The sequence below is a fragment of the Alkalicoccobacillus plakortidis genome (assembly GCF_023703085.1).
GTDB lineage: Bacteria > Bacillota > Bacilli > Bacillales > Bacillaceae_D > Alkalicoccobacillus > Alkalicoccobacillus plakortidis.
The window spans coordinates 39,767-61,476 of record NZ_JAMQJY010000002.1 but is presented as its reverse complement, the minus strand read 5'-3'; the positions used below and the strand labels follow the sequence as shown (position 1 = coordinate 61,476).

Below are 21,710 nucleotides of genomic sequence, written 5' to 3'. Positions count from 1 at the left end.
TAATCAATCGTTAGTCTACGTGAGTACGCACCCGCTGTCCAGTGACCTGTACTAAACAGATTCATTTATTTGGTGTATCGATTGGCGTAGCAACTAGCCACAAAGGAGTCAGGCTTAATCTTTGGCTCAAGACCTGATGACTCAATTCGTCCCGTCATCTCTCGAACAAATTCTCTTGTGCGGTTTTTTTGACCGGCACCAATATCAATATGACCTTCAATGGAAAATGTAGCACCGTCGTATATATGAGGAAGAATGATGTGGATTAATTCGTTTTTGTGATTCTCGGTGAATAGAGTTGCGATTTCTTCAGTTAATGAGGTTTCAAAGGAGATTCGTTCATGTAGATGATTCATTTTACGCTTTACAATCGTTTTAGTGGCACAGGCCCATACCCCTTGACCAAGACGTTGAATAACAATACCAGTAATAAACCGTGTTTGCTGTGGATGAACCTGCGAATCGGTACCTAGCATCAATTTATAATGACCAATAGGCTGCTGTGCCATGTACATTTTTATTCGCTCAAATACTTGTTCAAAAGTCATCTCTTTCTCTTGGAGATTATAAAACGTTCTCAGCTCCATCCACCATTCGCTCCTTCTACTGATCCTTGATACGTTAGTATATGCAGAAGGTACAAATCATGACGCAAATCTATATATACAAAAAACTCTAGCCACCAAAAGTGACTAGAGTTCCAAATGAATCAATATTATGCTTCAAGCTCTTGTGTATCAATACGCTTATTTGGATCATTATATACCGTTTGATCAATTTGTTTGGTTACCTTACTTGTAAATAAACCTGAGACCATACTTCCACTTACATTTAAGGCAGTACGACCCATATCAATTAGTGGCTCAACAGAGATTAAGACACCTGCAAGAGCAATTGGGAGATCCAGTGCGGATAAAACAAGAATAGCCGCAAAGGTCGCTCCTCCACCAACTCCTGCTACACCAAACGAACTAATTGCTACAACAAAGATCAAGAAGAATAGAAATCCTGGATCTAATGGGTTAATTCCAACAGTTGGTGCAATCATTACAGCAAGCATCGCTGGATAAATTCCTGCACAACCGTTTTGACCGATGGACAGTCCAAACGAACCAGCAAAGTTAGCCACACCTTCAGGTACACCTAATTGCTTTTGGGTTTGGATGTTCATTGGTAGTGCTCCAGCACTTGTTCTTGATGTAAAGGCAAAAGCAAGAACAGGGAATGCTTTTCTTAGGTACGTTACAGGACTTAATCCAATAAACGTTAAAATTAATAGATGAACGATAAACATCGCAATTAATGCTACATACGAAGCAGCTACAAACTCACCGAGACTTATGATAGCGTTGAGGTCACTTGTGGCAACCGTTCGTGTCATAATAGCCAACACCCCATAAGGAGTTAGACGAAGAATCAGTGTAACCACACGCATAACAATGCTGTAAATCGTTTCTGTGATTTTAGCAAAATGCTCTGCCTGTTCAGGCTGCTTACGTTTAATTCCCAAATACGCTAAGCCAAGAAAAGCGGCAAAAATAACTACAGCAATTGTTGACGTTGCACGTTGTCCCGTGAAATCCAAAAATGGATTCGATGGGATCAATTCAATAATTTGTTGTGGTAATGTATCTGCTTGAATTCCAGCAGACGTTTCTTCTAAAGAAGAACCTCTTGATGTTTCTGCTTCACCTTGCGTAATTTGATCCGCGTTCAGATCAAAAATAGATGCAGATGTGATCCCAATTGCAGCAGCGATTGCTGTCGTTGCAATTAACGTACCAAGAATTAAAGCAGCAATTTTCCCTAGATTACTCGTAAAGGTTAATCGAGTAAATGCCGATAGGATGGAGATGAATACTAATGGCATAACAATCATCTGTAGGAATCTAACATAACCTGAGCCAATAATACTCATCCAATCTGCTGATGTTTCAATAACAAATGAATCTGGTTCAAATAGAAATTGTAGGGCTAAACCAAATACAATCCCGAGTCCTAATCCTGTAAATACTCGCTTTGAAAAAGAAATATGCTTTTTCTGCATATAAAACAATAGTCCAACAAACCCCAAAAGAATAGCTAAAATAATGATAACATATAAAATATCCAACGTTGTTCACTCCTTAAATAATTTCGATAGGCTTAGTCAGTTTAGTCCCGTTAATCATATCTGTCAAGTAGGAATAGTTTAATCTTTGCAGACTTCTCTAGTTTATGAGGTTTACGAACTTTTAGTCAAATAATGCAGATTTATCTATCGTAACGATATATAGCTTTCTGCATGTTTTAGCACTACGATTCTAAATTGAGCGAGTTCTATGTTCCTCTCTTAAACATAACGAAAATCCCTCCTACATTTCGATCAATTTTGCTCTCATTCAATTGATATACAGTCTCATTCATGACATAATCACTAAGGAGACATTACTCTTACTACATTTACGGGGGAACGTTGTATGTTGGAATTGTTAAAGAATAAGCGTATATCTACTAGTGCTAGTTTTATTGTTGGCGCTGCATTAATTGGAGTTCTCGGAGCGTGCTCAAGTGGATCTGAATCTGCTGATGAGTCAACTGAGTCTGTATGGGATAAGGTACAAGAAGAAGGGAAAATTGTAGCCGCAACGTCAGGTACACTATATCCTACTTCATATCACGCGGATGACAGTGATGAGCTAACTGGATTTGAAGTTGAAATTCTTCGTGAAGCTGCTAATCGCCTAGATCTCGACATTGAGTTCAGTGAAATGGGAATCGACAATATCTTAACAGCCGTTAATAATGGGCGTGTAGACATTGCCGCCAATGATATAGATATCACAGAAGACCGAGAAGAAAAATTCTCATTCTCTGATCCTTATAAGCATTCTTACGGATCGGCTATTGTTCGCTCAGACGACTTATCAGGCATCGAGACGCTTGATGATCTTGAAGGAAAAAAAGCAGGTGGTGCCGCGACAACTATTTACATGCAAATTGGTGTAGATCATGGTGCGGAAGAAGTTATTTATGACAATGTCACAAATGATACCTACTTACGAGATGTGGAGAACGGTCGATTGGATGTCATATTAAATGACTACTACCTTCAAAGTTTAGCTGTAGAAGCTCTACCTGAAATTGATGTCGTTGTACATCCTACTTTAGCTTATTTCCCTAGTATTCAAGGGATCATTATGAAAAAAGATGAAACGGAATTACAGGAACAAATCAACAGCGCAATTAACGAAATGCTTGAGGACGGAACCATTACAGAACTTTCTCAACAATTTTTTGGTGGAGCTGATGTCTCACAAGAGCCAGATGTAGAGATTGAGGAACAATAAAAGGGAGAAACGTTATGTTTGATCTGGATCTTGCCATACGCTCTATTCCATATGTGTTACGAGGGCTAGGTTACACGATGCTAATAGCCTTTGTTAGCATGGGGATTGGTTTAGTTCTTGGTTTGTTTATTGGACTGGCCAGAAACGCCTCATCTATTTTCTTAAGTTGCAAGCCCGACTTTATATTTCATTTATTAGAGGTGTACCTATTCTTGTTATGCTCTTTTTACTTTACCAAGGGCTACCTGCAATAGGCATTCAATTTAGTGCAGTGACAGCTGCTCTTATTGGTTTTACCATGAATGTAGCTGGTTATACAGCAGAGATTAACCGCTCTGCCATTGCTTCCATTGATCGCGGACAGTGGGAAGCAAGTCGAACACTCGGATTTACGTATTGGCAAACACTAAGACGGATCATTATCCCTCAAGGTGCACTTGTTGCCACGCCTCCTCTTTTTAATGTGTTTTTAGATTTAGTAAAGGCCACTTCTCTTGCAGCGATGATTACGGTGCCTGAACTAATGCAGATGGCTAAAATTGTTGGCGGACGTGAATATGACTATTTTACGATGTATGTCCTACTCGCCTTTATTTATTGGGGACTGTGCACAATCTTAACGATTCCTCAAAACTATTTTGAAAAGAGATTTTCAAAATATAAACAGATCTAATTCATAGGAAAATCCCGGAGAACGATCATTCACCGGGATTTTTTACCATCTATCACTGTTGCTTTTTCCATGATTTAAATTCAGCTTTAATTTCGTTTAGAAGCTCTGGTTTTGTTAAAAGATCATATCCAGTTAATGCCATGGATTTTGCTCCAAGGATTAACCCTTCAAATCCTTCTTCACTAAGTGCGGCTTCTCTAAATTCATGAGTATGATAATCACAGCCGTTATCTGCAATTTTCACATAAGGATGAATAGACGGGACAACTTGACTAACGTTACCCATATCTAGGGAACCTCCATCCTCCTCCTTTTTTATTTGCACCTTACTTACACCAAGATCTAGCGTATTTGCTGTATACAGTTTAGACAAAGCATCATTCGTATTCATGTCATCATATGAAAATTCATAAAAGGAAGATTCTAATCGAGCACCTGTTGCTAATGCTGCTCCTTTTGCGCAATTCTTCACCTTTTCTAAGATCGGCGTCAAATCCGAACGCTTCGCTGAACGCACATAAAATTGAGCTTTTGCATAATCAGGAACAATATTGGCAGCACTTCCACCGTCGGTAATAATTCCATGTATGCGAACATCTGACGTTAGATGCTCCCGAAGTGCATTAATACTATTAAAGGTTTGAATAACAGCATCTAGTGCATTAATACCTTTGTGAGGGGAATTAGCTGCATGAGATGCACGTCCAAAAAACTCAAACTGAATCGCATCCATTGCAAGTGAAGATCCACTCGCCATATGCTCTGCAGAAGGATGCACCATCATCGCTGCATCTAAATGCGAAAGAACTCCCTCATCGGACATATTCACTTTACCACCAGTCGTTTCCTCCGCTGCGTCCCATACACATAAACGGCTCCTCCAGTCTCAGAAACCACTTTACTAAGAGCAACACCCGCTGCAACAGCCATGGTTCCAATTAAATTATGACCACAAGCATGACCTAAGTCTGGTAATGCATCATACTCTGCCATATATCCAATTTTTGCCCCTGGTTTGCCACTATCAAACACCGCTTCAAATGCTGTATCAAGGCCACAAGTGCCTAGTGTGACGTTAAACCCTTCCTTTGTTAATTCATCCGTTAACGCTTTAGCTGCCTTAAATTCTTGATGGCCTAATTCAGGGTTATGACCAATATACTGACTGATGCGGTGATAGCTTTCTCTTTGACTTTCAATCTGTTCTTTCATTTGTTCTTTCACTTAAATCCCTCCGTAATAACCAATACTAACTTGACTTTTTTATTGTATCCTTTATTCTAGTAAAAGACAAAATACAATGCGTTGTATAATTATACTAGAATGGCAAGGTGTTAAAAGTGGGACAACAAGAGAAACAAATTAACAACAAGAAACGCAAATGGGAGCTACCGCATACCTATGCACTCTTATCATTTATGATTGTATTAGCAGCTTTATCAACCTATTTTCTATCAGTTGGAACATTTGAAAGAATTGATGATGGCGAAAGAACAGTTTTAGTCGAGGGAAGCTATCAGACAGTTGAATCAAATCCTATTAGTCCATTTGAAATTCTCCAAGCCATTCCACTTGGTATGGAAGATTCTGCTCAAATTATTTTTTATATCTTCCTGATTGGTGGTACGTTTGGTGTTATCACAAAAACCGGAGCCATTGATGCTGCTGTTTATGGCCTTGTAAATCGATTAAAAAATAATGGTGCCCTATTGCTCCCTGTGATTATGATTGCATTCTCCATTCCAGGAGCAACTATTGGCCTTTCAGAAGAAGTTATTATTTTCGTACCGATCGGTATTGCTGTTGCAAAAGCACTAGGCTATGACTCTATTACCGGGATGTCCATGTTGAATCTTGGCGCAGTCTGTGGTTTTGTTGGAGGAATGTTGAATCCTTTTACAGTAGGAGTGGCTCAAACGATCGCAGAAGTTCCCTTATTTAGTGGACTTGGATTTCGCCTGATCGTTTACGTTCTTTTCTTACTAACAGCTATCACACTTGTCATGCGATATGCAGCTAAAGTAAAAAAAGATCCATCTGCAAGCTATTTGGCTGATTTACCTCAGCAGGATACCATTGCAGCGACAAACACTGAACAGATACCTTTCACTCGTAAGCATGCATTTGTCCTAATTAGTGTAATCATCGGATTTGCTTTAAATATGTACGGTATTTTTAAATGGGAATGGTATTTAACAGAAATGACTGGAACATTCCTCGCAATAGGATTAATTGCCGGAATTGTGGGTGGTTTACGTATAAACGGAACCTTCGAGGCATTCACAAACGGAATGAAAGATGTGGCATATGGAGCGTTAATCGTTGGATTTGCTCGTGCTATCCTTGTTGTCATGGAACAAGGTCAGGTGTTAGATACAATTGTTTATCAGGTTTCAGAATTAATTAGTAAAATTCCAGGATCGTTTGCTGTGATTGGTATGTTTTTAGTACAACTTATTATTAACTTCTTTATCCCTTCTGGTAGTGGTCAGGCAGCCACAACCATGCCGATCATGACCCCTTTAGCTGATTTGTTAGACATTCAGCGCCAGGTTGCCGTACTTGCCTATCAATATGGTGATGGTGTCATGAGTACAATTAACCCTACTAATGGTGTTTTAATGGCTTGTTTAGCGCTTGCTGGTATTCCATACACACGTTGGGTTAAATATATTTGGAAACTAGTTGTTGCATGGATTATCATTGCAATACTTGGATTGCTTGCAGCTGTTTGGTTTGGCATTTCATAAAATGGTCCAGCCACCCTTTCATGAAGGGTGGCTGTTTGTATTACCTTACCAATAGATTACTCTGGACTTGTTTAATTAGAGAGCTCGGCATCTCCACTACAGGCGTTTCGGTAAGTATATCTTGTTTCATTTTATTAAAAGTGGGTTCTAGCTTTGCCTTTTTATGCTCCGGTAAATAAAGCTGCAAATACCCGTATGAGTACATTCTTCTATACGCTAGAAAACACGGTAATTGCTCCACCCAATCACCAAAACGATTCACACTAATATACTCTGATTGATAGCCTCTAAACAAGTTTGTCATAAAAGTTTCTAAAAATGAGGCTCGATCCTGAACATTGATAGATTGAACAGCATGATAAATCGTAACGACCAAGTCATAGAAAAAATAATTGTATTGCGTATCACCAAAATCAAATGGACGTACTTCCTTTTGATGAATAAAAAAATTCTCATGGTGGAAGTCATGATGAATAATTCCAAATGTCTCATTCGAAATAGGCAATGTCGTTGAGTATGTAATCATATCTTGATATATGTTAAACATTTTATCATCAAAGGATTCATGGATGGCTAAATAATGCGGACTTGTGCTCCAATGAGGCAAATCAAACTCCTCATCTGGTTCGTCAAATGTAGAAGCAGCTCGGTGCATTTTTCCAAGGGCTTTGCCCCACAAATGATAGAATTCATTATTCCACTCTGCCGGCTGAACAATCGTCCCCTCCATCTTATGAAAAGCAATATAAAAATAGATATCTTCTTCATATCTTATTGTTAAGATTTGCTCCCAAGCAAGGGTCTTCACATTTTCAGGTACAGCTACCCCACTTTCCCGTAATGATTGCATCCATATCAACTCAGATTGGAGCTGTCTAAATGAAGCTTGTTTGGCATTGTATGCTTTTAGTACATATTCTCTCTCTTTATCTCGTATTAGAAACACTTGATTAAAGAATCCGCCTAAACACATCATGTATTCTGCTTGATAATGAGCTGCAGCATCTTTTATTTGATTTTGATTCAAGCGCCTCTCCTCCTCTATTATTTATACGGACATCTTGGCGCATGGTTACAGTGTTTTGTTAAAATAATGCAATATGCATTGTTTGAAGTTGTTCAACTCGACCCTAATCGCAAATATGGCTATACTATTAGTAAAGGTAAATGAAAAAAAGGAGATACTACACATGATGAAATTTATTGATAACACTGGAATTACAGATCCTGAGATTAATTTAGCAATCGAGGAATATGCACTAAAGAACCTCGATCCAAAAGATACCTATTTGCTTTTTTATGTGAATCGTCCATCCATCATTATTGGAAAAAATCAGAATACATACGAAGAAATCAATCTTAATTACGTTAAAGAAAAGAATTTATATGTTGTAAGACGTCTTTCTGGTGGCGGGGCTGTATATCATGACGAGGGGAACCTAAATTTCAGTTTTATTGCAGAGGATGATGGCCATTCTTTTCATAACTTCAAAAAGTTCACTGAACCTGTGGTGCAAGCCTTAGCTAAGTTAGGTGTTACAGCAGAATTAAGTGGTCGAAATGACATTCATGTTGGAGAGAGAAAAATCTCCGGGAATGCACAATTCACGACAAAAGGAAGAATGTTTAGCCACGGAACGTTGATGCTGGATTCTGAGGTTGAAAACGTTGTTTCAGCTCTTAATGTGAAGGATGAAAAAATACGTTCAAAAGGGATTAAATCCATTCGTAGCCGTGTAGCAAATGTTAGTGAATTCCTTGATACACCAATTAAAATGGAGGAATTCAAACAAATATTGTTACGCTATATCTTTGATACCGATGGTGACATTCCTACCTACGAATTAACAGATGCGGATTGGGAAGCTATTCATAAGCTCTCAAAAGAGCGATATCAAAACTGGGATTGGAATTACGGAAAATCGCCTGCTTTTGATATCCAACGTTCAAAGCGTTTTGCTTGGTGGAAATGTAGATGTCCGATTAAATGTTCGTCGAGGTTATATTGAAGCATGCAAGGTTTATGGGGATTTCTTTGGCGTAACAGATGTCAGTGAATTAGAGGATTTGTTAATTGGAACTAAATTTGAAGCAGGATCACTTGCAAAGACACTTGAACAAGTCGATGTCTCTACTTTCTTTGGGAAGGTAACAAAAGAAGAATTTCTTGATCTTCTATATTAAATAAAAAAGTGGCGGTCCGCTTAGCGAACCGCCGCAATGGGGGAGAGTAGAGAGAACATTTTGGAAGCTAGGTCAGTGACCTTTCCTAAGTCCTACTTTAAATCAACTGCAACGAAGATACAGTAAATTTGTCATATATCCTCACACATTTTCTAATTATGTACTACATTTTGCTTGATGAAAGGATTGTCATGGAAGATATTCAAATGATTCAGACAATTTTAACCAACCATATTCCAAATTCTAGTCATGATGCTGCTGTGATGTTGCCACTTGTTCGAGAGGCCGATCAGAGCTTGTCACTTTTATTTGAAATTCGTGCCCTTTCATTACGTAGTCAGCCAGGTGAAGTCTGTTTTCCTGGTGGACGGATCGACTCAGATGATGCGAATCCCGTTTCTGCTGCCTCTCGTGAATTGTGTGAAGAGCTTGGATTGACCCTGAATGATATCCATGTACTCTCTCCATCTGCTCTTGAGCCAATTATGAGTCCTAGACGTGGCACAATTCATCCGTTTCTTTGTTACATTCAAAACCCAGATACAATTAAGCCTAATGCAGCAGAGGTTTCATCTACTTTTCGCATTCCTTTAAAGTATCTGTTAGAGAATCCTGCAGAAGAACATCAAACTTCATTTGAATTTTCATTTGCAAAGAGTTTTCCTTTCGAGCGTATTGCCAATCAATCCGCTTATCAGAATCGAAAACAAACCTACACTGAATATGTAATCCAATATGACGGGCACATTATCTGGGGACTCACAGCACGAATGATAGTAGCCTTTACTTCTATGCTAAAAGCAGGAGATTTTGCAGTGTGAAATGGCGTGGAATCAACGTTGTGCGAGACGTGTCAACAATGAGAGTGCTCAATCAGCCGCGAGAACTCCATATCAGTAAACAGAGCTCTATATTAAAAATAGCGCTTGGACATTTTCCCATAGAAGACAAAAACAACGAGGCTGGACATAACTAGTCTCAGATACAAAAAAAGATCTCCATCACCATTTTCTTGGTGAAGGAGATCTTTTTTGATACTCGATTCTTAAAATATCTTGAAAACCTAACGGCTCTAGCGGTGAACTTCCTTATGTTCACCGCCATGAACGCGAATCCTAATTCATTTTTCACTTTCTCTTTACTTCGTACAGAGACTCGAGTGAAACGCAAATTAGCCTTCAGAAATCCGAAGACTGGTTCCACATCGATTTTGCGTTTGCCATAGATTTCACCTGTTTCTTTTTCGGCAAGCAGCTGTCTCGTATAGGCTTTTTGTTCTTCCCAACGTTCGTTGTAATAGATCCTTCTCTGATTTCCTTCTTTTGCTTTTGTACATTGAGCTCGGAAGGGACAAGACGAACAATCCTCACATTCATACACACGGTACTTTCGCATAAAACCCGCTTTATCACGCTTTTCGGAATGATAGTGAAAAGCTAGTTTCCGATTATTTGGACAAGTGAACGCATCCTCTTCGGCATCATATGGCCAGTTAGACATTTGGAAGGGGTCTTGTTTATAGTTCTTTTTCTTCTCTTTTCGGTATTGATTATACGTGATCAAAGGAATACGTTTCCGATGGCTGACGACATCGTCGTAATTTTGCTCACTGCCATACCCGGCATCTCCGACAATATATTTGGGTAACGCAAAGAAATCCTGTTCGATCTTATCTAAAAAAGGAATAAAGGTTCGCGTATCTGTAGGATTTGGGAACACATCATAAGCCAAGGCATACTGACCTTCGGTCGCCAACTGCACATTGTACCCAGGTTTAAGCTGTCCATTTTTCATATAATCGTCTTTCATGCGCATAAATGTGGCATCGGGATCTGTCTTCGAATAGCTGTTACGATCTCCGAAGATTTCCATATCCCTCTTATATTTTTGGTTGCGTGTAATGAAGTCGTTATACTGCTTACGGTACTGTTTCGGTGCTTTACGTGCTGAGCGTAGCTGCTTTCGTTCGGCCACATCTTCACTTGCCTCAATACGGCGATCGTATCCCTGCACGGTGTCGTCAAGTTTCTCTGCTACCTGTGTTAACTCCTCGTCCGTGAGGGCTTCTGGGTTTTCTCTTTCAATGGCAGGGATAATCTCCTGTTCGACAAGTTCTTCGTACATCCGATTCGACTTTTCCATCAACTGAGCACTATATTTTTCTGTAGACTTCCGCCACACGAAGGTAAACTTATTGGCATTCGCTTCGATTTTAGTCCCATCAATAAAGATCGCTTCTTCTTCGATGACCTTTTCCTGGACCAACTGACAGCGGAATTGGACAAAACACTGGCGCAAAAGGTCTTGAACATCGGGGTTCACTCGGAAGCGATTGATGGTGCGATAGCTAGGTTGATACTCTTGGGCTAACCACATCATACGAATACTGTCTTGAAGAAGGGCTGCAATCTTACGACCTGAAAAGACCGATTGAGTGTAGGCGCACAAAATAATTTTCATCATCATACGAGGATGATAAGCAGGATGTCCCGTTTTCCGGAGGAAAGCGTCGAAGGCTTCGTCTGGGATACTTTCAACTAGAGTGTTCACGGTGAAAGCAATATCATTTTTCGGTAATTTTCTTTCTAAATCAAGCGGTAAAATGACATCATGCATGGTATACTGTTTAAACATAAGGATCCCCCTTTGGGTTTTGTGTGGTAACTTAATTCTATCAGAGGGGTCCTTATTTTGCTTCTAAAAACCAATGATTTATCTATAAAAAGTAGACAGGCATCTTCGGAAAATCCGAAGATGCCTGTCTATTTCATTTAGTCACTTTACTGGGTTTTGTCCAGCCTCGTTGTTTTTATTTTTTCCTCTTAGTCTTCATAAAGTTGCTTGGATGCTCTTACAGCTAATCGATTACAGACTACTGCACCTACCAATGCTACAGAAATTGCTGGAATCATTAGTTCAGGCGGGCGTGTAGTTGCTGCCCAGTCTTCAGGTATAACAAGTCCCACGTACAAAAAAGCGGCTAATGACCAAAGAACAAAACCAAAACGATGATAGTCCTCCTGTTTGCCAAGAAGAATCTTCTCTCTGTTGTTTTCCAAGATATTCAGCCTCCCCTATCTATCAATCATTCTATCATCCTTTGAATGAAAAAAATGATGTAATAGCAGGGTATGCAGGAACATTTATCCTATTTATTTGATAAAGCATCTACCATTAGCAACACTTGTTTTGCCGAATTCACAGATGCCTTCTCCAAAAATTGATCATACGACATCTTGGCATCGCTACCGGCAATATCGGATAATGCACGAATAATTACAAATGGAACCTCAAATTGCTGGCACACCTGTGCGATCGCTCCTGCCTCCATCTCCGCGCAATACGGCTCATGGAATAGAGTTTTGATTTCTTCTACTCTAGCTTCATCACTCATAAAGGAATCACCTGATACAATCAGTCCTTTTTCAGAATGAATGCCAACTTTTTGGGCAGCTTGCTCAGCTACTTCGATCAAATGAGCATCGGGTTGATAGAAAGCTGGCATTTGTGGAACCTGTCCATATTCATAGCCAAAAACAGTAGCGTCGACATCGTGATAACGCAATTCAGTTGAGATGACAATATCACCTACTGAAAGTGACTGATAAAAACCACCTGCCGAACCAGTATTGATAATTCGGTCAGGTGAAAATAACTGTATCAATAACGTTGTGCCAATTGCTGCGTTTACCTTTCCTATGCCTGACTTTAACAGCACAATTTTTTCTCCATTTATTGTACCTTCATGAAACTCACAGCCTGCAATAACACGGTCTTGTCTGTTTTCTAACTTACTTCTCAGTAGTACTACTTCCTCTTCCATCGCTCCAATAATTCCTATAACCACGATCAAACGCCCTTTCTCTCTATGTATAAACTATACGTATAGTATACACCATTTTTTGATCAGGACGATTACGCTTTTTTACGTGAAGTTGTTTTTCGTTTTACGGCTGCTTTTCGTTTTGGTTTTGTTCTTTCAAGCGATAACTGTAGTGCTTCTGTTAAATCGGTTACATTTGTTGAAGTTTGTTTTTTGGTTGATGCTGTCACCGTTTCTTCTCCAGATTGTTTCTTTTCAATTAGTTTCATTAAGTCCTCGCGATACTCATCATGGTAGCTAGCTGGATCAAATGTAGTGGTAAGCTGATCAATTAGAAGTAAGGCAGTTTTTAATTGCTTTTCATCTACGTCTTTCTCCTCAGGAAGCGATGGAACATCCTCTACCTTACGTACTTCATCAGGAAAATGAATCGTCTCCATAAGCAAACTTTGCTGATACACACGAACGATTGCCAATTGTTCCTTAGAACGAATGATAATCTTAGCCACACCAATTTTTCCAGATTGCTCTAATGCTTTGTGAAGAAGTGAATAGGCTTTATTCCCACCATCTCCTGGTGCAAGAAAATAACTTCGTTCAAAATAAATTGGATCTATCTCTTCAAGCTTCACAAAATCTAAAATTTCAACAGCTTTGTCTTCATTCTCTTTTTTAAGCTCCTGTAAATCCTCTTCATCAAGCACTACAAATTTGTTCTTACTGTATTCATATGCTTTTACAATATCTTCTTGTTTTACTTCTTGTTCGCAATTTGGACACTGCTTCTGATAAGAAATCGGTGTGTGACATTTCTTGTGGAGTTGTCTTAGCTTAATGTCTTTATTTTCTGTTGCAGTGTGTAACTTCACAGGGATACTTACAAGCCCAAAGCTTATACTACCTTTCCATACTGTATGCATCTTTTATTCATCCCTTTTTTCTTTTTAATGTGAGGTTATGTTGCTCTTTTTATGTATAGAATCGCTTCGATCATTAAAAATAAGAGTGATTGAGGAGGGATAAATATGCAGATAAAACCGATGCTCACGACACATATACACGAGCTACCTAAAGGAGACAACTGGATATATGAGCCAAAGTATGATGGCTTTCGATGCTTATTGATTGCGTCTAAAAATACCTATACCTTACAAAGTCGCAATGGCAAAGACCTATCGGCTCAATTTCCAGAAATTATAAATGAACTGTTACCACATAACATCCCATTAGATTCATTTATCTTAGATTGTGAACTTGTTTACCTTACCTCAACTAATCGAAGTGATTTCTCTAAAGTACAAAAACGAGCAAAGCTACGGACAAAACAAACGATTAACAACTATGCTAGAGAATTTCCATGTACATTAATGGTGTTTGATATGCTTTTACAAAATCAAAAAGAATTAATGAACCTCACTTTAAAAAAGCGAAAGCAATACCTTGAGTCTTTTTTTCAGTCGTTTAAACAATCGATTATTCCGTTTCAAATCATTAACACGTTTCTGGAACCAGAACCTCTGATCAGACAGCTTACCTTTGAGCGAGGAGAAGGTGTTGTGGCTAAAAGGTCTTCTAGCTCTTGGCAAGCCGGCAAACGCTCGCCTGAATGGTTAAAATGGAAACTGCCAAAGCTCGGAACCGTTATTCTTACTCACTATCAATCATCCAATGACTATTTTACCGGTCAAATTTATCACAAAGGCTCCTTACTCCCGATTGTGAGTGTCTCTCATGGCTTCTCAGAGGAAAAACGAAAGACACTCATTCAAATGTTTAAAGAAAAGGGGAAGAAGCTGACGACAAATCAATGGGAGCTACCTCCTGGCATTTGTGCGGATATAATAAGTATTGGTTTAGATGATCTAAAAATGCGTGAGCCGAAGTTCCATGATTTTAATTTCGACGTTGAACCATCGGCTTGTACCCTAAACCAAATACGCAAACAATTAATCTTCCCAGCTGATTACATGGATCTCACACATCCAGATAAACCGATATGGAAGGATGTAAACAAGAGTGACTACATCTATTATTTACAATGTGTCGCCGCTTATCTTTTACCTTTTTTACAGGACAGATTGTTAACAGTCATCCGTTACCCTCACGGTGGGGGAAAAGAAAGATTTTATCAAAAAAATCGACCGACTTCTGCACCAGACTATGTTGAATCGGTTGTTCAGGAGGATTCCGATTATATACTTTGTAATCAAGTAGATACTCTGCTTTGGCTTGGAAACCAGCTTGCGTTAGAATTCCACGTTCCCTTTCAGAAATATAACGAGAGTGGACCAGGTGAAATTGTGATTGATTTAGATCCTCCCTCAATTGATGAATTCCATTTAGCTGTACACGCAGCAAAACTTGCCAAAGCTGCACTTGATTATTTTCAATTAAAGGCTTTTGTAAAAACCTCAGGAGGCAAAGGGCTACAGCTTTATATCCCACTTCCCCTAAACCGGTATTCCTACAAGGAAACTCGTTCATTTACTTTGTTTCTTTGTCAGTTCCTCTGTGAGCAGCAGCCTGAGCTATTCACGCTTGAACGACTCAAAAAGAAACGAGCTGGCAGACTCTATCTTGATTACCTACAGCATGACGAAGGGAAAACAATGATTGCTCCCTATTCAGCACGAGGAGAGACTGGTTATATTGCCACTCCACTAGAATGGGAAGAGCTAGATGATCACTCGTTACACCCTTCTCAATTTACGATCTGGACTGTTTTAGAACGTCTTGAAAAACAGAAAGATCCTTTTAGGGATTATCATCTCAGCCGCACAGAACAGCCTTTTACAGAGGTCTTAAAAAAAATCGAAAAGCAAACCATTTCAAACTAAAAAAGCTCGTCCGACGGGTTTAACCGTTGAACAAGCTTTTTTAGTTTATCTATATGGGTTGCTGTCTAGTTGTTCACTTGATACAGCTTGCCAACCTTGACCGTCTTGCCATTCAATCCGGACACGATAAGGGTTACTCATGCTATCGCTGTCGCTCAGCGTACCAACTGCGGCTGTTGGAGAACCACCATTCTCTAGTCTCCAAAGAGTCATATCACTTGAGCTTATGCCAGTTGCTGACTGAAGAGCCGCCACCATCTCATTCCAGTTTTGACTACCTTGGTCGAAGTTTGGTGTGAATTCTCCTGTTTGCTCTGTACCTACAGGTTCCCATTCTCCATCTTCTTGTGATTCTTCTTCATTATCAGCATCTTCGTTAGCGTCGTCTTCTTCTGCCTGATCGTCATCTTCTGTTGCCTGGTCTTCATCATCTTCTACACGACCATCAGCCGTTGTCGTTGAATCGTCTTCATCCTCTTCTACAGCTTCATCATCCTCGTTGGTTGATGCTGGATCAGATATGCCAGATCCAGAAGAAGTACCGCCAGACGTATCGTTGTCTGTTTCTTCTTGTGAAGCGGTGTTTGCTGGCTCATCGTCTCCAGATAAAAGAATTTGAGCTCCAACACCTAAGATGAGTAGAACAACAACACCTATTGCTATATTTAAAAAACGACTCATTTTTTTACGTCTACGAGTTTCGTAACGATTTACTGCCATTCTCAGATCATCCCTTCATGCTAATCATCTTTCTCTATTATACATAGTATCCTTATAATTTAAAGTAACCTTCCTTATCATTATATCGTCTCCAATTGGAAGTTCAACCGATAAATGATACCGTAACTAGCTCAAAAGAACTAGCTTGTGAAACAAAAAGGCGAACCTTAATAAAATAGGATTCGCCTTTTAGCTAGTTATCTAATTTCCAGAATTTCGATTTGCATATCTCCACCTGGCGTGCTAACTGTTACACGATCTTTAATAGTCCGACCAAGAAGACTTTGAGCTAATGGTGAATCATTTGAGATCTTGCCTTCTGTTGGGTTCGATTCAGCACTACCCACGATGATATACTCTTCTTCATCACCATCTGGAAGTTCTATGAAACGAACGGTTTTTCCAAGAGAAACGATATTACCTGGTGCACTCTCTTCTTCAATAATAATTGCATCGCGAATCATTTTTTCAACTTGTAGGATTCGTCCCTCAACAAAGGCTTGTTCTTCCTTAGCTGAATCATACTCAGAGTTCTCTGAAAGATCTCCAAAACTACGAGCAACTTTTATACGTTCAACGACTTCCTTACGTCGTTCAGATTTCAAATAATCTAATTCCTCTTCTAGTTTCTTCTTACCATCCAATGTCATATAGTGCTTTTTCTCTTCTGCCACTTGACTCACTCCTCATAAGATACAAGTTATATTAGTTCCTATACTAGATAAGAGTAGACATTTGTCCCTCTCATTAAGTTAGCAATGACTTCGCCTCAATAATTGCACGGATTTTTGTCACCATAAGATCAATAGCAACTTTGTTTTGACCACCCTCTGGTACAATTAAATCAGCATAACGTTTTGTTGGTTCAATAAATTGAAGATGCATCGGTCGAACAACATTTGTATATTGTTCAATAACTGAATCAATAGAACGACCGCGGTCCTTGATATCTCGTGATAGTCTACGAATAATTCGAATATCAGCATCTGTATCTACAAATAATTTAATATCCATCATATTGCGTAGCTTCTCGTCCTCAAGAATTAAAATGCCTTCAAGAATGATAACGTCCTTAGGTTCAATCGGAATAATTTCCTCTGAACGTGTATGATTTGCATAATCGTAAACAGGTTTCCGAACAGCTTTTTGATTTGTCAATTGTTCTAATTGATGTAGGAGCAACTCATTATCAAATGCAAGCGGGTGATCGTAGTTCGTGAGCAACCGCTCTTCCATACTTAAATGACTTTGATCTTTATAATATGCATCCTGTTCAATTAATACGATGGACTGTTCATTAAACTGACGAAATATTTCTTTAGCAACGGTTGTTTTTCCTGATCCTGTACCGCCTGCTACGCCAATGATGATAGGCTTGTGATTCATGTTACAGTCCTCTTTTCAATAATTAGATCTATATCAATATTTCTAGCTTCATGAACTAAAATCCTTTATTTCTTAAAACTCACAGCAAGTCCATCTCCTATTGGAAGGATCCGTGTGTGAAAATTAGGATGTTCCATTAGATATTGATTGTAGGTATTAATTTTTCCAGCTAGCTTTGAAAGTCGCTTGCTCTCAACATCTTGCTTGGCAACCAACCCTCTGAATAATACATTATCAGAGAACACAATGCCACCAAGAGCTATTAAGGGCGTATATAAATCAAAGAAACGTTGATATTGTCCTTTAGCTGCATCAATAAATAATACATGAAACAATGGCATTTTTTCAAGTATTTCCACCACATTTAACGCATCGCCTTCAATAAGATGAATACGATTACTTAGCCCTGCTTGTTCTATGTAGAATTTCGCCTTCTCCGCACGCTCTGGATCTCGTTCAATAGTGACAATTTCTGTATCTGGTAGAACCTCCGCCATACGAATAGCTGAATATCCTATAGCCGTTCCAATTTCAAGAATTCTTTTGGGTGCACGTAACTGTAATAATTGCAGTAAACTCTCCATGCCAACTAAATCCATAATGGGAACGTCGTGTTCTTTTGCATCAGCTTCCATTTCCTCTACTAGTTTAGAGCGCTTTGGTGTAAGTGCTACTAAATAGTCAAGGGTCTCTTGATCAAACATGACCATCTATCTCCTCATGATTAAAAAGAGGAAGGAATGATCATTCCATTCCTTCCATCCTCTATTAATTTTAATCCTCTGCTTCTTCTCCTGCATCGATCCATTCTTGACGATACTCTTCTACAACTTCCTGATGATCTTCATAGGAGCTATTATAGATCACTTCGCCAGTGACTCGAGCATAGAAAAACACATAGTCGGTGACTCTAGGCTCAAGTGCGGCCTTAATTGAGTCTTCACCTGGGCTTGCAATTGGCCCAATTGGAATTCCTTCATACATATATGTGTTATAAGGAGAATCCACCTCTAAATCATCAAACGAGGTCATATAAAGATGCGAACCAGCCGCATAGGCAACGGTAGGATCAACCTGCAACTTCATATCCTGATCAAGACGATTATACAAGACACCTGAAATTAAGTAACGATCCTCTGGTTTCTGTGCCTCACGTTCAATAATTGAAGCGAGTGTCATCAACTCATGTAGCGTGTAATTACTATTACCAATTTGCTCTGTATACTTGTCCAAAACTGATTCTGTTCTTGCAAGCATTGTTTCAATTATGGTTTCTATCGATGTATTCTCATCCGTAAAATCATATCGTGCAGGGAACAAATATCCTTCAAGTGGATAGCGAACCTCATCATTTAAGACTTGATTTCCGAGTAGTGGAAATTTCTCCATTAGTGATTCTATGTATTCGCGATCCTGCATTTTTTCCATGATTTCATCTTCACTATAATCTGTTACTTCAGCTATTTTTGCGACAATATCTTCTAGCCAATAGCCTTCAGGTATTGTAAATGAAAAGACTGGCTCTTGCATGACCTTTCCATCCTTCAAAGCGTGAATGATATCTTCCATCGACATTTCCGTAGATAACGTATAGTCACCAGCTTGGAAGTTTGACTCATTCAAATAACGAACATAATATTTAAAAATCGTTCCATTTGCAATCAAGCCTGCATTTTCTAGAATCTCACCAATCCCACCAGGTGTAGAACCAATTGGAACGGTAATTTCAACCTCTTCACCATTTTCTTGATCTACCGGCTCAATAGAACCTTTTAAATAAGCGTATCCACTTACAGCTATTATAGCACCAATTATTATAATGGCAATTAAAGAGATAAACACCCATTTGCGTACGATCTTTGCCTGAGAAACACGATCTTCGTACAACGTATTTCGTGGCTTTTCATTGGAATCAGACATTGTTCTCCTCCCTCCGCCGTTCCCATTATACTAATACACGTGGGAAATGTCAGTATAGAATTCAAAATGTATCAGTACAAATTGTGAAATAGCACATATATTAGCATTTCCTGATTTGATGATTGTACTCTTTTACTCGGTAACTTGTATAACAAGATAAATAACTCTTGCATAACAAGGTAGTAGGTAATATACTACGAATATACCTTGCAATACAAGATAAAGGAAGGAGGTTTGACTTGTCTACTACTCAAATGATGAAAGGCATTATAGACGGCTGCCTTTTATCTATTATAGATGAAAAGGAAGTTTACGGTTACGAGTTAGCAGAGCGACTTGAAGCTTATGGATTTGAAGCCTTTAGCGAAGGAACCATTTATCCCATGTTATTACGTATGCAAAAAGAAAAATTAGTGACCTCCACCCTCCGAAAATCTACGGCAGGGCCAAAACGAAAGTATTACTCCTTAACTGAAAAAGGGGAAGAGGAACTTACTTTATTTAAAGAAAGATGGAATGTACTCGAAGCAAATGTGAACCTGGTGCTGTCACATCAAAAAATGGATCAATAAGGAGATGACGACTATTTTAAACTCATCATTGTCAAAGGAAAGCAAAACGTTCCTCGAGAACCTTCGTTTGTATCTTTTCTCAAGCGGTAAACAATCTGATGAAATTGATGACATTTTAACAGAGCTTGAGGTTCATTTGCTTGAAGCCGAGAAAGCAGGAAAACCAATTGAAAAAATAGTTGGAGATTCACCAAAAGCTTATATGGAATCTCTTTCAAGTGAGATGAAGGTGGATGTGCGGACATGGATGAAGTACGCAGCGTTAATCGTAAGTGGGGCATTTTCATTTCAAATCATGATGGATCTTGTCTCAGGGTATATGGCGTATTCATTATATACAATTGTTTCTCACATTACGATCACTCTGTTATGGTTGATTCTTTTATCTATATCTTTTAAATATATTGCTGCTAATACACTATCAAAGAAAAAGGAATTCTTAATCCTAACATTGGTTAGTATTACACCATTATCATTATTCTTTGTTGTAATTTTCACAGATTCATTTGTTTCTTCTCCAGTCATCGTTTTTAATACGATTGCCATGACTATTTTAGGAATTATTACCTCATTATTTATTATCGTTTTCTCAATTTGGTCAAAAACGTGGATTTTAGTCGTTTGTATGGTATTCCTTGTTTTACCTGATTATTTACTGCAATTCTCAAGCCTGCAAGAATCTACTCAATTAATCGTCGGTGTGTGTATCACGTATGGAGGTATTATGACATATATGCTAATTAGCACATGGATTGAAGGAAAGAAGACTTCTACATCTGTATAATTGGAACGTGAGCGGCTCTTTCTTAGACGGAAGACCCACTTTTTGACATTCAAGGCGCTCGGGCTACATGCGGCGGTTCCTTCTTTACATGCAAGACCCGCTTTTCTACATGCGAGGCTCTCGGGCTAGATGCGGCGGCTCCTTTTTCACATGCAAGATCCACTTTTCTACATGCGAGGCGCTCAGGCTACATGCGGCGGTTCCTTCTTCACACGCAAGATCCACTTTTCTACATGCGAGGCGCTCAGGCTACATGCGGCGGTTCCTTCTTTACACGCAAGACCCGCTTTTCTACATGCGAGGCGCTCGGGCTACATGCGGCGGCTCCTGCAAGATCCACTTTTCTACATGCGAGACGCTCAAGCAAATTCATATACAAACAAAAAAAGCCCCCAAATTCTTGGGGGCTAAGATCGTTTACTCTTCTTCTTCGTCTTCTTCAGAAAAAGTGTTCAGCATTTCTTCAATAACAGACCATTCTTCGTCTGTTTCGACTGGGAATAGGGCGATGTCATTTTCTTCGCCTTCACGGTCTTCGTAACGGAATGCAAAAACTTCTTGCTCTTCGTCGTCTTCTTCATCTGTATCTTCTTCATTTTCTCCAACTGGTACAACGAGTAGGTACGAGTTTCCTGTTGTGTCTACTGTGAAACGGAATAACTCATCAAATAGATGCTCGTTACCGTTTTCGTCTGGAATGATAATACGTTCTTTTTCTTCTTGTGCCATGTG

19 protein-coding genes and 3 pseudogenes are annotated in these 21,710 nt (G+C 39.1%); 8 read left to right on the top strand and 14 right to left on the bottom strand.

Annotated elements, in window-relative coordinates:
* Positions 1-65: 65 nt before the first annotated feature.
* Positions 66-587: a ribonuclease H-like YkuK family protein gene (locus NDM98_RS14650; protein WP_251609305.1), complete on the bottom strand. Its 522-nt coding sequence runs from the start codon at positions 585-587 to the stop codon at positions 66-68.
* Positions 588-715: 128 nt separating this feature from the next.
* Positions 716-2,047, bottom strand: coding sequence for an L-cystine transporter (locus NDM98_RS14645; protein ID WP_251610381.1), 1,332 nt, complete (start codon positions 2,045-2,047; stop codon positions 716-718).
* 412 nt (positions 2,048-2,459) lie between these two features.
* Here NDM98_RS14645 and NDM98_RS14640 point away from each other — a divergent pair, with 412 nt between their 5' ends.
* A complete protein-coding gene (locus NDM98_RS14640; RefSeq protein ID WP_251609302.1) occupies positions 2,460-3,329 on the top strand; it encodes a transporter substrate-binding domain-containing protein in 870 nt (289 codons plus the stop codon).
* 14 nt (positions 3,330-3,343) lie between these two features.
* Positions 3,344-4,002 (top strand): annotated as a pseudogene (locus NDM98_RS14635) (amino acid ABC transporter permease).
* A 52-nt stretch (positions 4,003-4,054) separates the two neighbouring features.
* Here the strand turns inward: NDM98_RS14635 and NDM98_RS14630 are convergent.
* Positions 4,055-5,226 (bottom strand): annotated as a pseudogene (locus tag NDM98_RS14630) (M20 family metallopeptidase).
* A gap of 116 nt (positions 5,227-5,342) precedes the next feature.
* Between NDM98_RS14630 and NDM98_RS14625 the strand changes: the two are divergent.
* Positions 5,343-6,752: a YfcC family protein gene (locus NDM98_RS14625; RefSeq protein ID WP_308807750.1), complete on the top strand. Its 1,410-nt coding sequence runs from the start codon at positions 5,343-5,345 to the stop codon at positions 6,750-6,752.
* 40 nt (positions 6,753-6,792) lie between these two features.
* Here NDM98_RS14625 and NDM98_RS14620 read toward each other — a convergent pair whose 3' ends face one another.
* Entirely contained in the window at positions 6,793-7,779 is a 987-nt protein-coding gene (locus tag NDM98_RS14620) for a phosphotransferase enzyme family protein (protein WP_251609300.1), read from the bottom strand.
* Positions 7,780-7,945: 166 nt separating this feature from the next.
* On the opposite strand from NDM98_RS14620, the pseudogene lplA reads away from it, so the two are divergent.
* Positions 7,946-8,936, top strand: a pseudogene (gene lplA, locus NDM98_RS14615) (lipoate--protein ligase).
* Between the two features lie 206 nt (positions 8,937-9,142).
* Positions 9,143-9,757 carry an NUDIX hydrolase gene (locus NDM98_RS14610; protein ID WP_251609296.1) on the top strand — a complete coding sequence of 205 codons (615 nt, stop codon included), beginning with the start codon at positions 9,143-9,145 and terminating at the stop codon, positions 9,755-9,757.
* Between the two features lie 157 nt (positions 9,758-9,914).
* Here the strand turns inward: NDM98_RS14610 and NDM98_RS14605 are convergent, their stop codons facing one another.
* The 4 genes from NDM98_RS14605 to ku all read right to left on the bottom strand — a co-directional run bounded on the left by NDM98_RS14605 (position 9,915) and on the right by ku (position 13,679).
* Complete coding sequence (locus tag NDM98_RS14605; protein ID WP_251609293.1) at positions 9,915-11,570, bottom strand: IS1182 family transposase; 1,656 nt, start codon at positions 11,568-11,570, stop codon at positions 9,915-9,917.
* 188 nt (positions 11,571-11,758) lie between these two features.
* Positions 11,759-11,995, bottom strand: coding sequence for a YrhC family protein (locus NDM98_RS14600; protein WP_251609290.1), 237 nt, complete (start codon positions 11,993-11,995; stop codon positions 11,759-11,761).
* 89 nt (positions 11,996-12,084) lie between these two features.
* Positions 12,085-12,783: a 5'-methylthioadenosine/S-adenosylhomocysteine nucleosidase gene (gene mtnN / locus NDM98_RS14595; RefSeq protein WP_251609287.1), complete on the bottom strand. Its 699-nt coding sequence runs from the start codon at positions 12,781-12,783 to the stop codon at positions 12,085-12,087.
* Positions 12,784-12,851: 68 nt separating this feature from the next.
* Positions 12,852-13,679: a non-homologous end joining protein Ku gene (ku, locus tag NDM98_RS14590; protein ID WP_251609285.1), complete on the bottom strand. Its 828-nt coding sequence runs from the start codon at positions 13,677-13,679 to the stop codon at positions 12,852-12,854.
* A gap of 105 nt (positions 13,680-13,784) precedes the next feature.
* On the opposite strand from ku, the gene ligD reads away from it, so the two are divergent.
* Positions 13,785-15,596, top strand: a complete 1,812-nt coding sequence (gene ligD / locus NDM98_RS14585; protein WP_251609283.1) for a DNA ligase D — start codon at positions 13,785-13,787, stop codon at positions 15,594-15,596.
* 45 nt (positions 15,597-15,641) lie between these two features.
* On the opposite strand, the gene NDM98_RS14580 is transcribed toward ligD, so the two are convergent.
* The 5 genes from NDM98_RS14580 to mltG form a co-directional block, all read right to left on the bottom strand.
* A complete protein-coding gene (locus NDM98_RS14580) occupies positions 15,642-16,316 on the bottom strand; it encodes a DUF1510 family protein (RefSeq protein ID WP_251609281.1) in 675 nt (224 codons plus the stop codon).
* 197 nt (positions 16,317-16,513) lie between these two features.
* A complete protein-coding gene (greA, locus tag NDM98_RS14575; RefSeq protein WP_251609279.1) occupies positions 16,514-16,990 on the bottom strand; it encodes a transcription elongation factor GreA in 477 nt (158 codons plus the stop codon).
* A 73-nt stretch (positions 16,991-17,063) separates the two neighbouring features.
* Positions 17,064-17,702, bottom strand: coding sequence for a uridine kinase (gene udk / locus NDM98_RS14570; protein WP_251609277.1), 639 nt, complete (start codon positions 17,700-17,702; stop codon positions 17,064-17,066).
* A 65-nt stretch (positions 17,703-17,767) separates the two neighbouring features.
* The gene (locus NDM98_RS14565) at positions 17,768-18,406 is read right to left on the bottom strand and encodes an O-methyltransferase (protein ID WP_251609275.1); all 639 of its coding nucleotides are present in this window, start codon (positions 18,404-18,406) and stop codon (positions 17,768-17,770) included.
* A 70-nt stretch (positions 18,407-18,476) separates the two neighbouring features.
* On the bottom strand, positions 18,477-19,622 hold the full coding sequence (gene mltG, locus NDM98_RS14560; protein ID WP_251609272.1) for an endolytic transglycosylase MltG: 1,146 nt from the start codon (positions 19,620-19,622) through the stop codon (positions 18,477-18,479).
* Positions 19,623-19,876: 254 nt separating this feature from the next.
* On the opposite strand from mltG, the gene NDM98_RS14555 reads away from it, so the two are divergent.
* The gene (locus NDM98_RS14555) at positions 19,877-20,194 is read left to right on the top strand and encodes a PadR family transcriptional regulator (RefSeq protein WP_251610376.1); all 318 of its coding nucleotides are present in this window, start codon (positions 19,877-19,879) and stop codon (positions 20,192-20,194) included.
* A 4-nt stretch (positions 20,195-20,198) separates the two neighbouring features.
* Positions 20,199-20,978, top strand: a complete 780-nt coding sequence (locus tag NDM98_RS14550; protein ID WP_251609270.1) for a DUF1129 family protein — start codon at positions 20,199-20,201, stop codon at positions 20,976-20,978.
* A 417-nt stretch (positions 20,979-21,395) separates the two neighbouring features.
* Here NDM98_RS14550 and NDM98_RS14545 read toward each other — a convergent pair whose 3' ends face one another.
* On the bottom strand, positions 21,396-21,707 hold the full coding sequence (locus tag NDM98_RS14545) for a DUF1292 domain-containing protein (protein WP_251609268.1): 312 nt from the start codon (positions 21,705-21,707) through the stop codon (positions 21,396-21,398).
* Positions 21,708-21,710: the final 3 nt, after the last annotated feature.

Excerpts from the sequence above, each read along its gene's own strand:
- NDM98_RS14605 (WP_251609293.1), bottom strand. The coding sequence starts at position 11,570 with ATGTTTAAACAGTATACCATGCATGATGTCATTTTACCGCTTGATTTA.
- mltG (WP_251609272.1), bottom strand. The coding sequence starts at position 19,622 with ATGTCTGATTCCAATGAAAAGCCACGAAATACGTTGTACGAAGATCGT.
- NDM98_RS14650 (WP_251609305.1), bottom strand. The coding sequence starts at position 587 with ATGGAGCTGAGAACGTTTTATAATCTCCAAGAGAAAGAGATGACTTTT.
- NDM98_RS14545 (WP_251609268.1), bottom strand. The coding sequence starts at position 21,707 with ATGGCACAAGAAGAAAAAGAACGTATTATCATTCCAGACGAAAACGGT.
- NDM98_RS14580 (WP_251609281.1), bottom strand. The coding sequence starts at position 16,316 with ATGGCAGTAAATCGTTACGAAACTCGTAGACGTAAAAAAATGAGTCGT.
- udk (WP_251609277.1), bottom strand. The coding sequence starts at position 17,702 with ATGAATCACAAGCCTATCATCATTGGCGTAGCAGGCGGTACAGGATCA.
- ku (WP_251609285.1), bottom strand. The coding sequence starts at position 13,679 with ATGCATACAGTATGGAAAGGTAGTATAAGCTTTGGGCTTGTAAGTATC.
- NDM98_RS14565 (WP_251609275.1), bottom strand. The coding sequence starts at position 18,406 with ATGTTTGATCAAGAGACCCTTGACTATTTAGTAGCACTTACACCAAAG.
- NDM98_RS14610 (WP_251609296.1), top strand. The coding sequence starts at position 9,143 with ATGATTCAGACAATTTTAACCAACCATATTCCAAATTCTAGTCATGAT.
- ligD (WP_251609283.1), top strand. The coding sequence starts at position 13,785 with ATGCAGATAAAACCGATGCTCACGACACATATACACGAGCTACCTAAA.
- NDM98_RS14640 (WP_251609302.1), top strand. The coding sequence starts at position 2,460 with ATGTTGGAATTGTTAAAGAATAAGCGTATATCTACTAGTGCTAGTTTT.
- NDM98_RS14645 (WP_251610381.1), bottom strand. The coding sequence starts at position 2,047 with ATGCAGAAAAAGCATATTTCTTTTTCAAAGCGAGTATTTACAGGATTA.
- NDM98_RS14550 (WP_251609270.1), top strand. The coding sequence starts at position 20,199 with ATGACGACTATTTTAAACTCATCATTGTCAAAGGAAAGCAAAACGTTC.
- NDM98_RS14555 (WP_251610376.1), top strand. The coding sequence starts at position 19,877 with ATGATGAAAGGCATTATAGACGGCTGCCTTTTATCTATTATAGATGAA.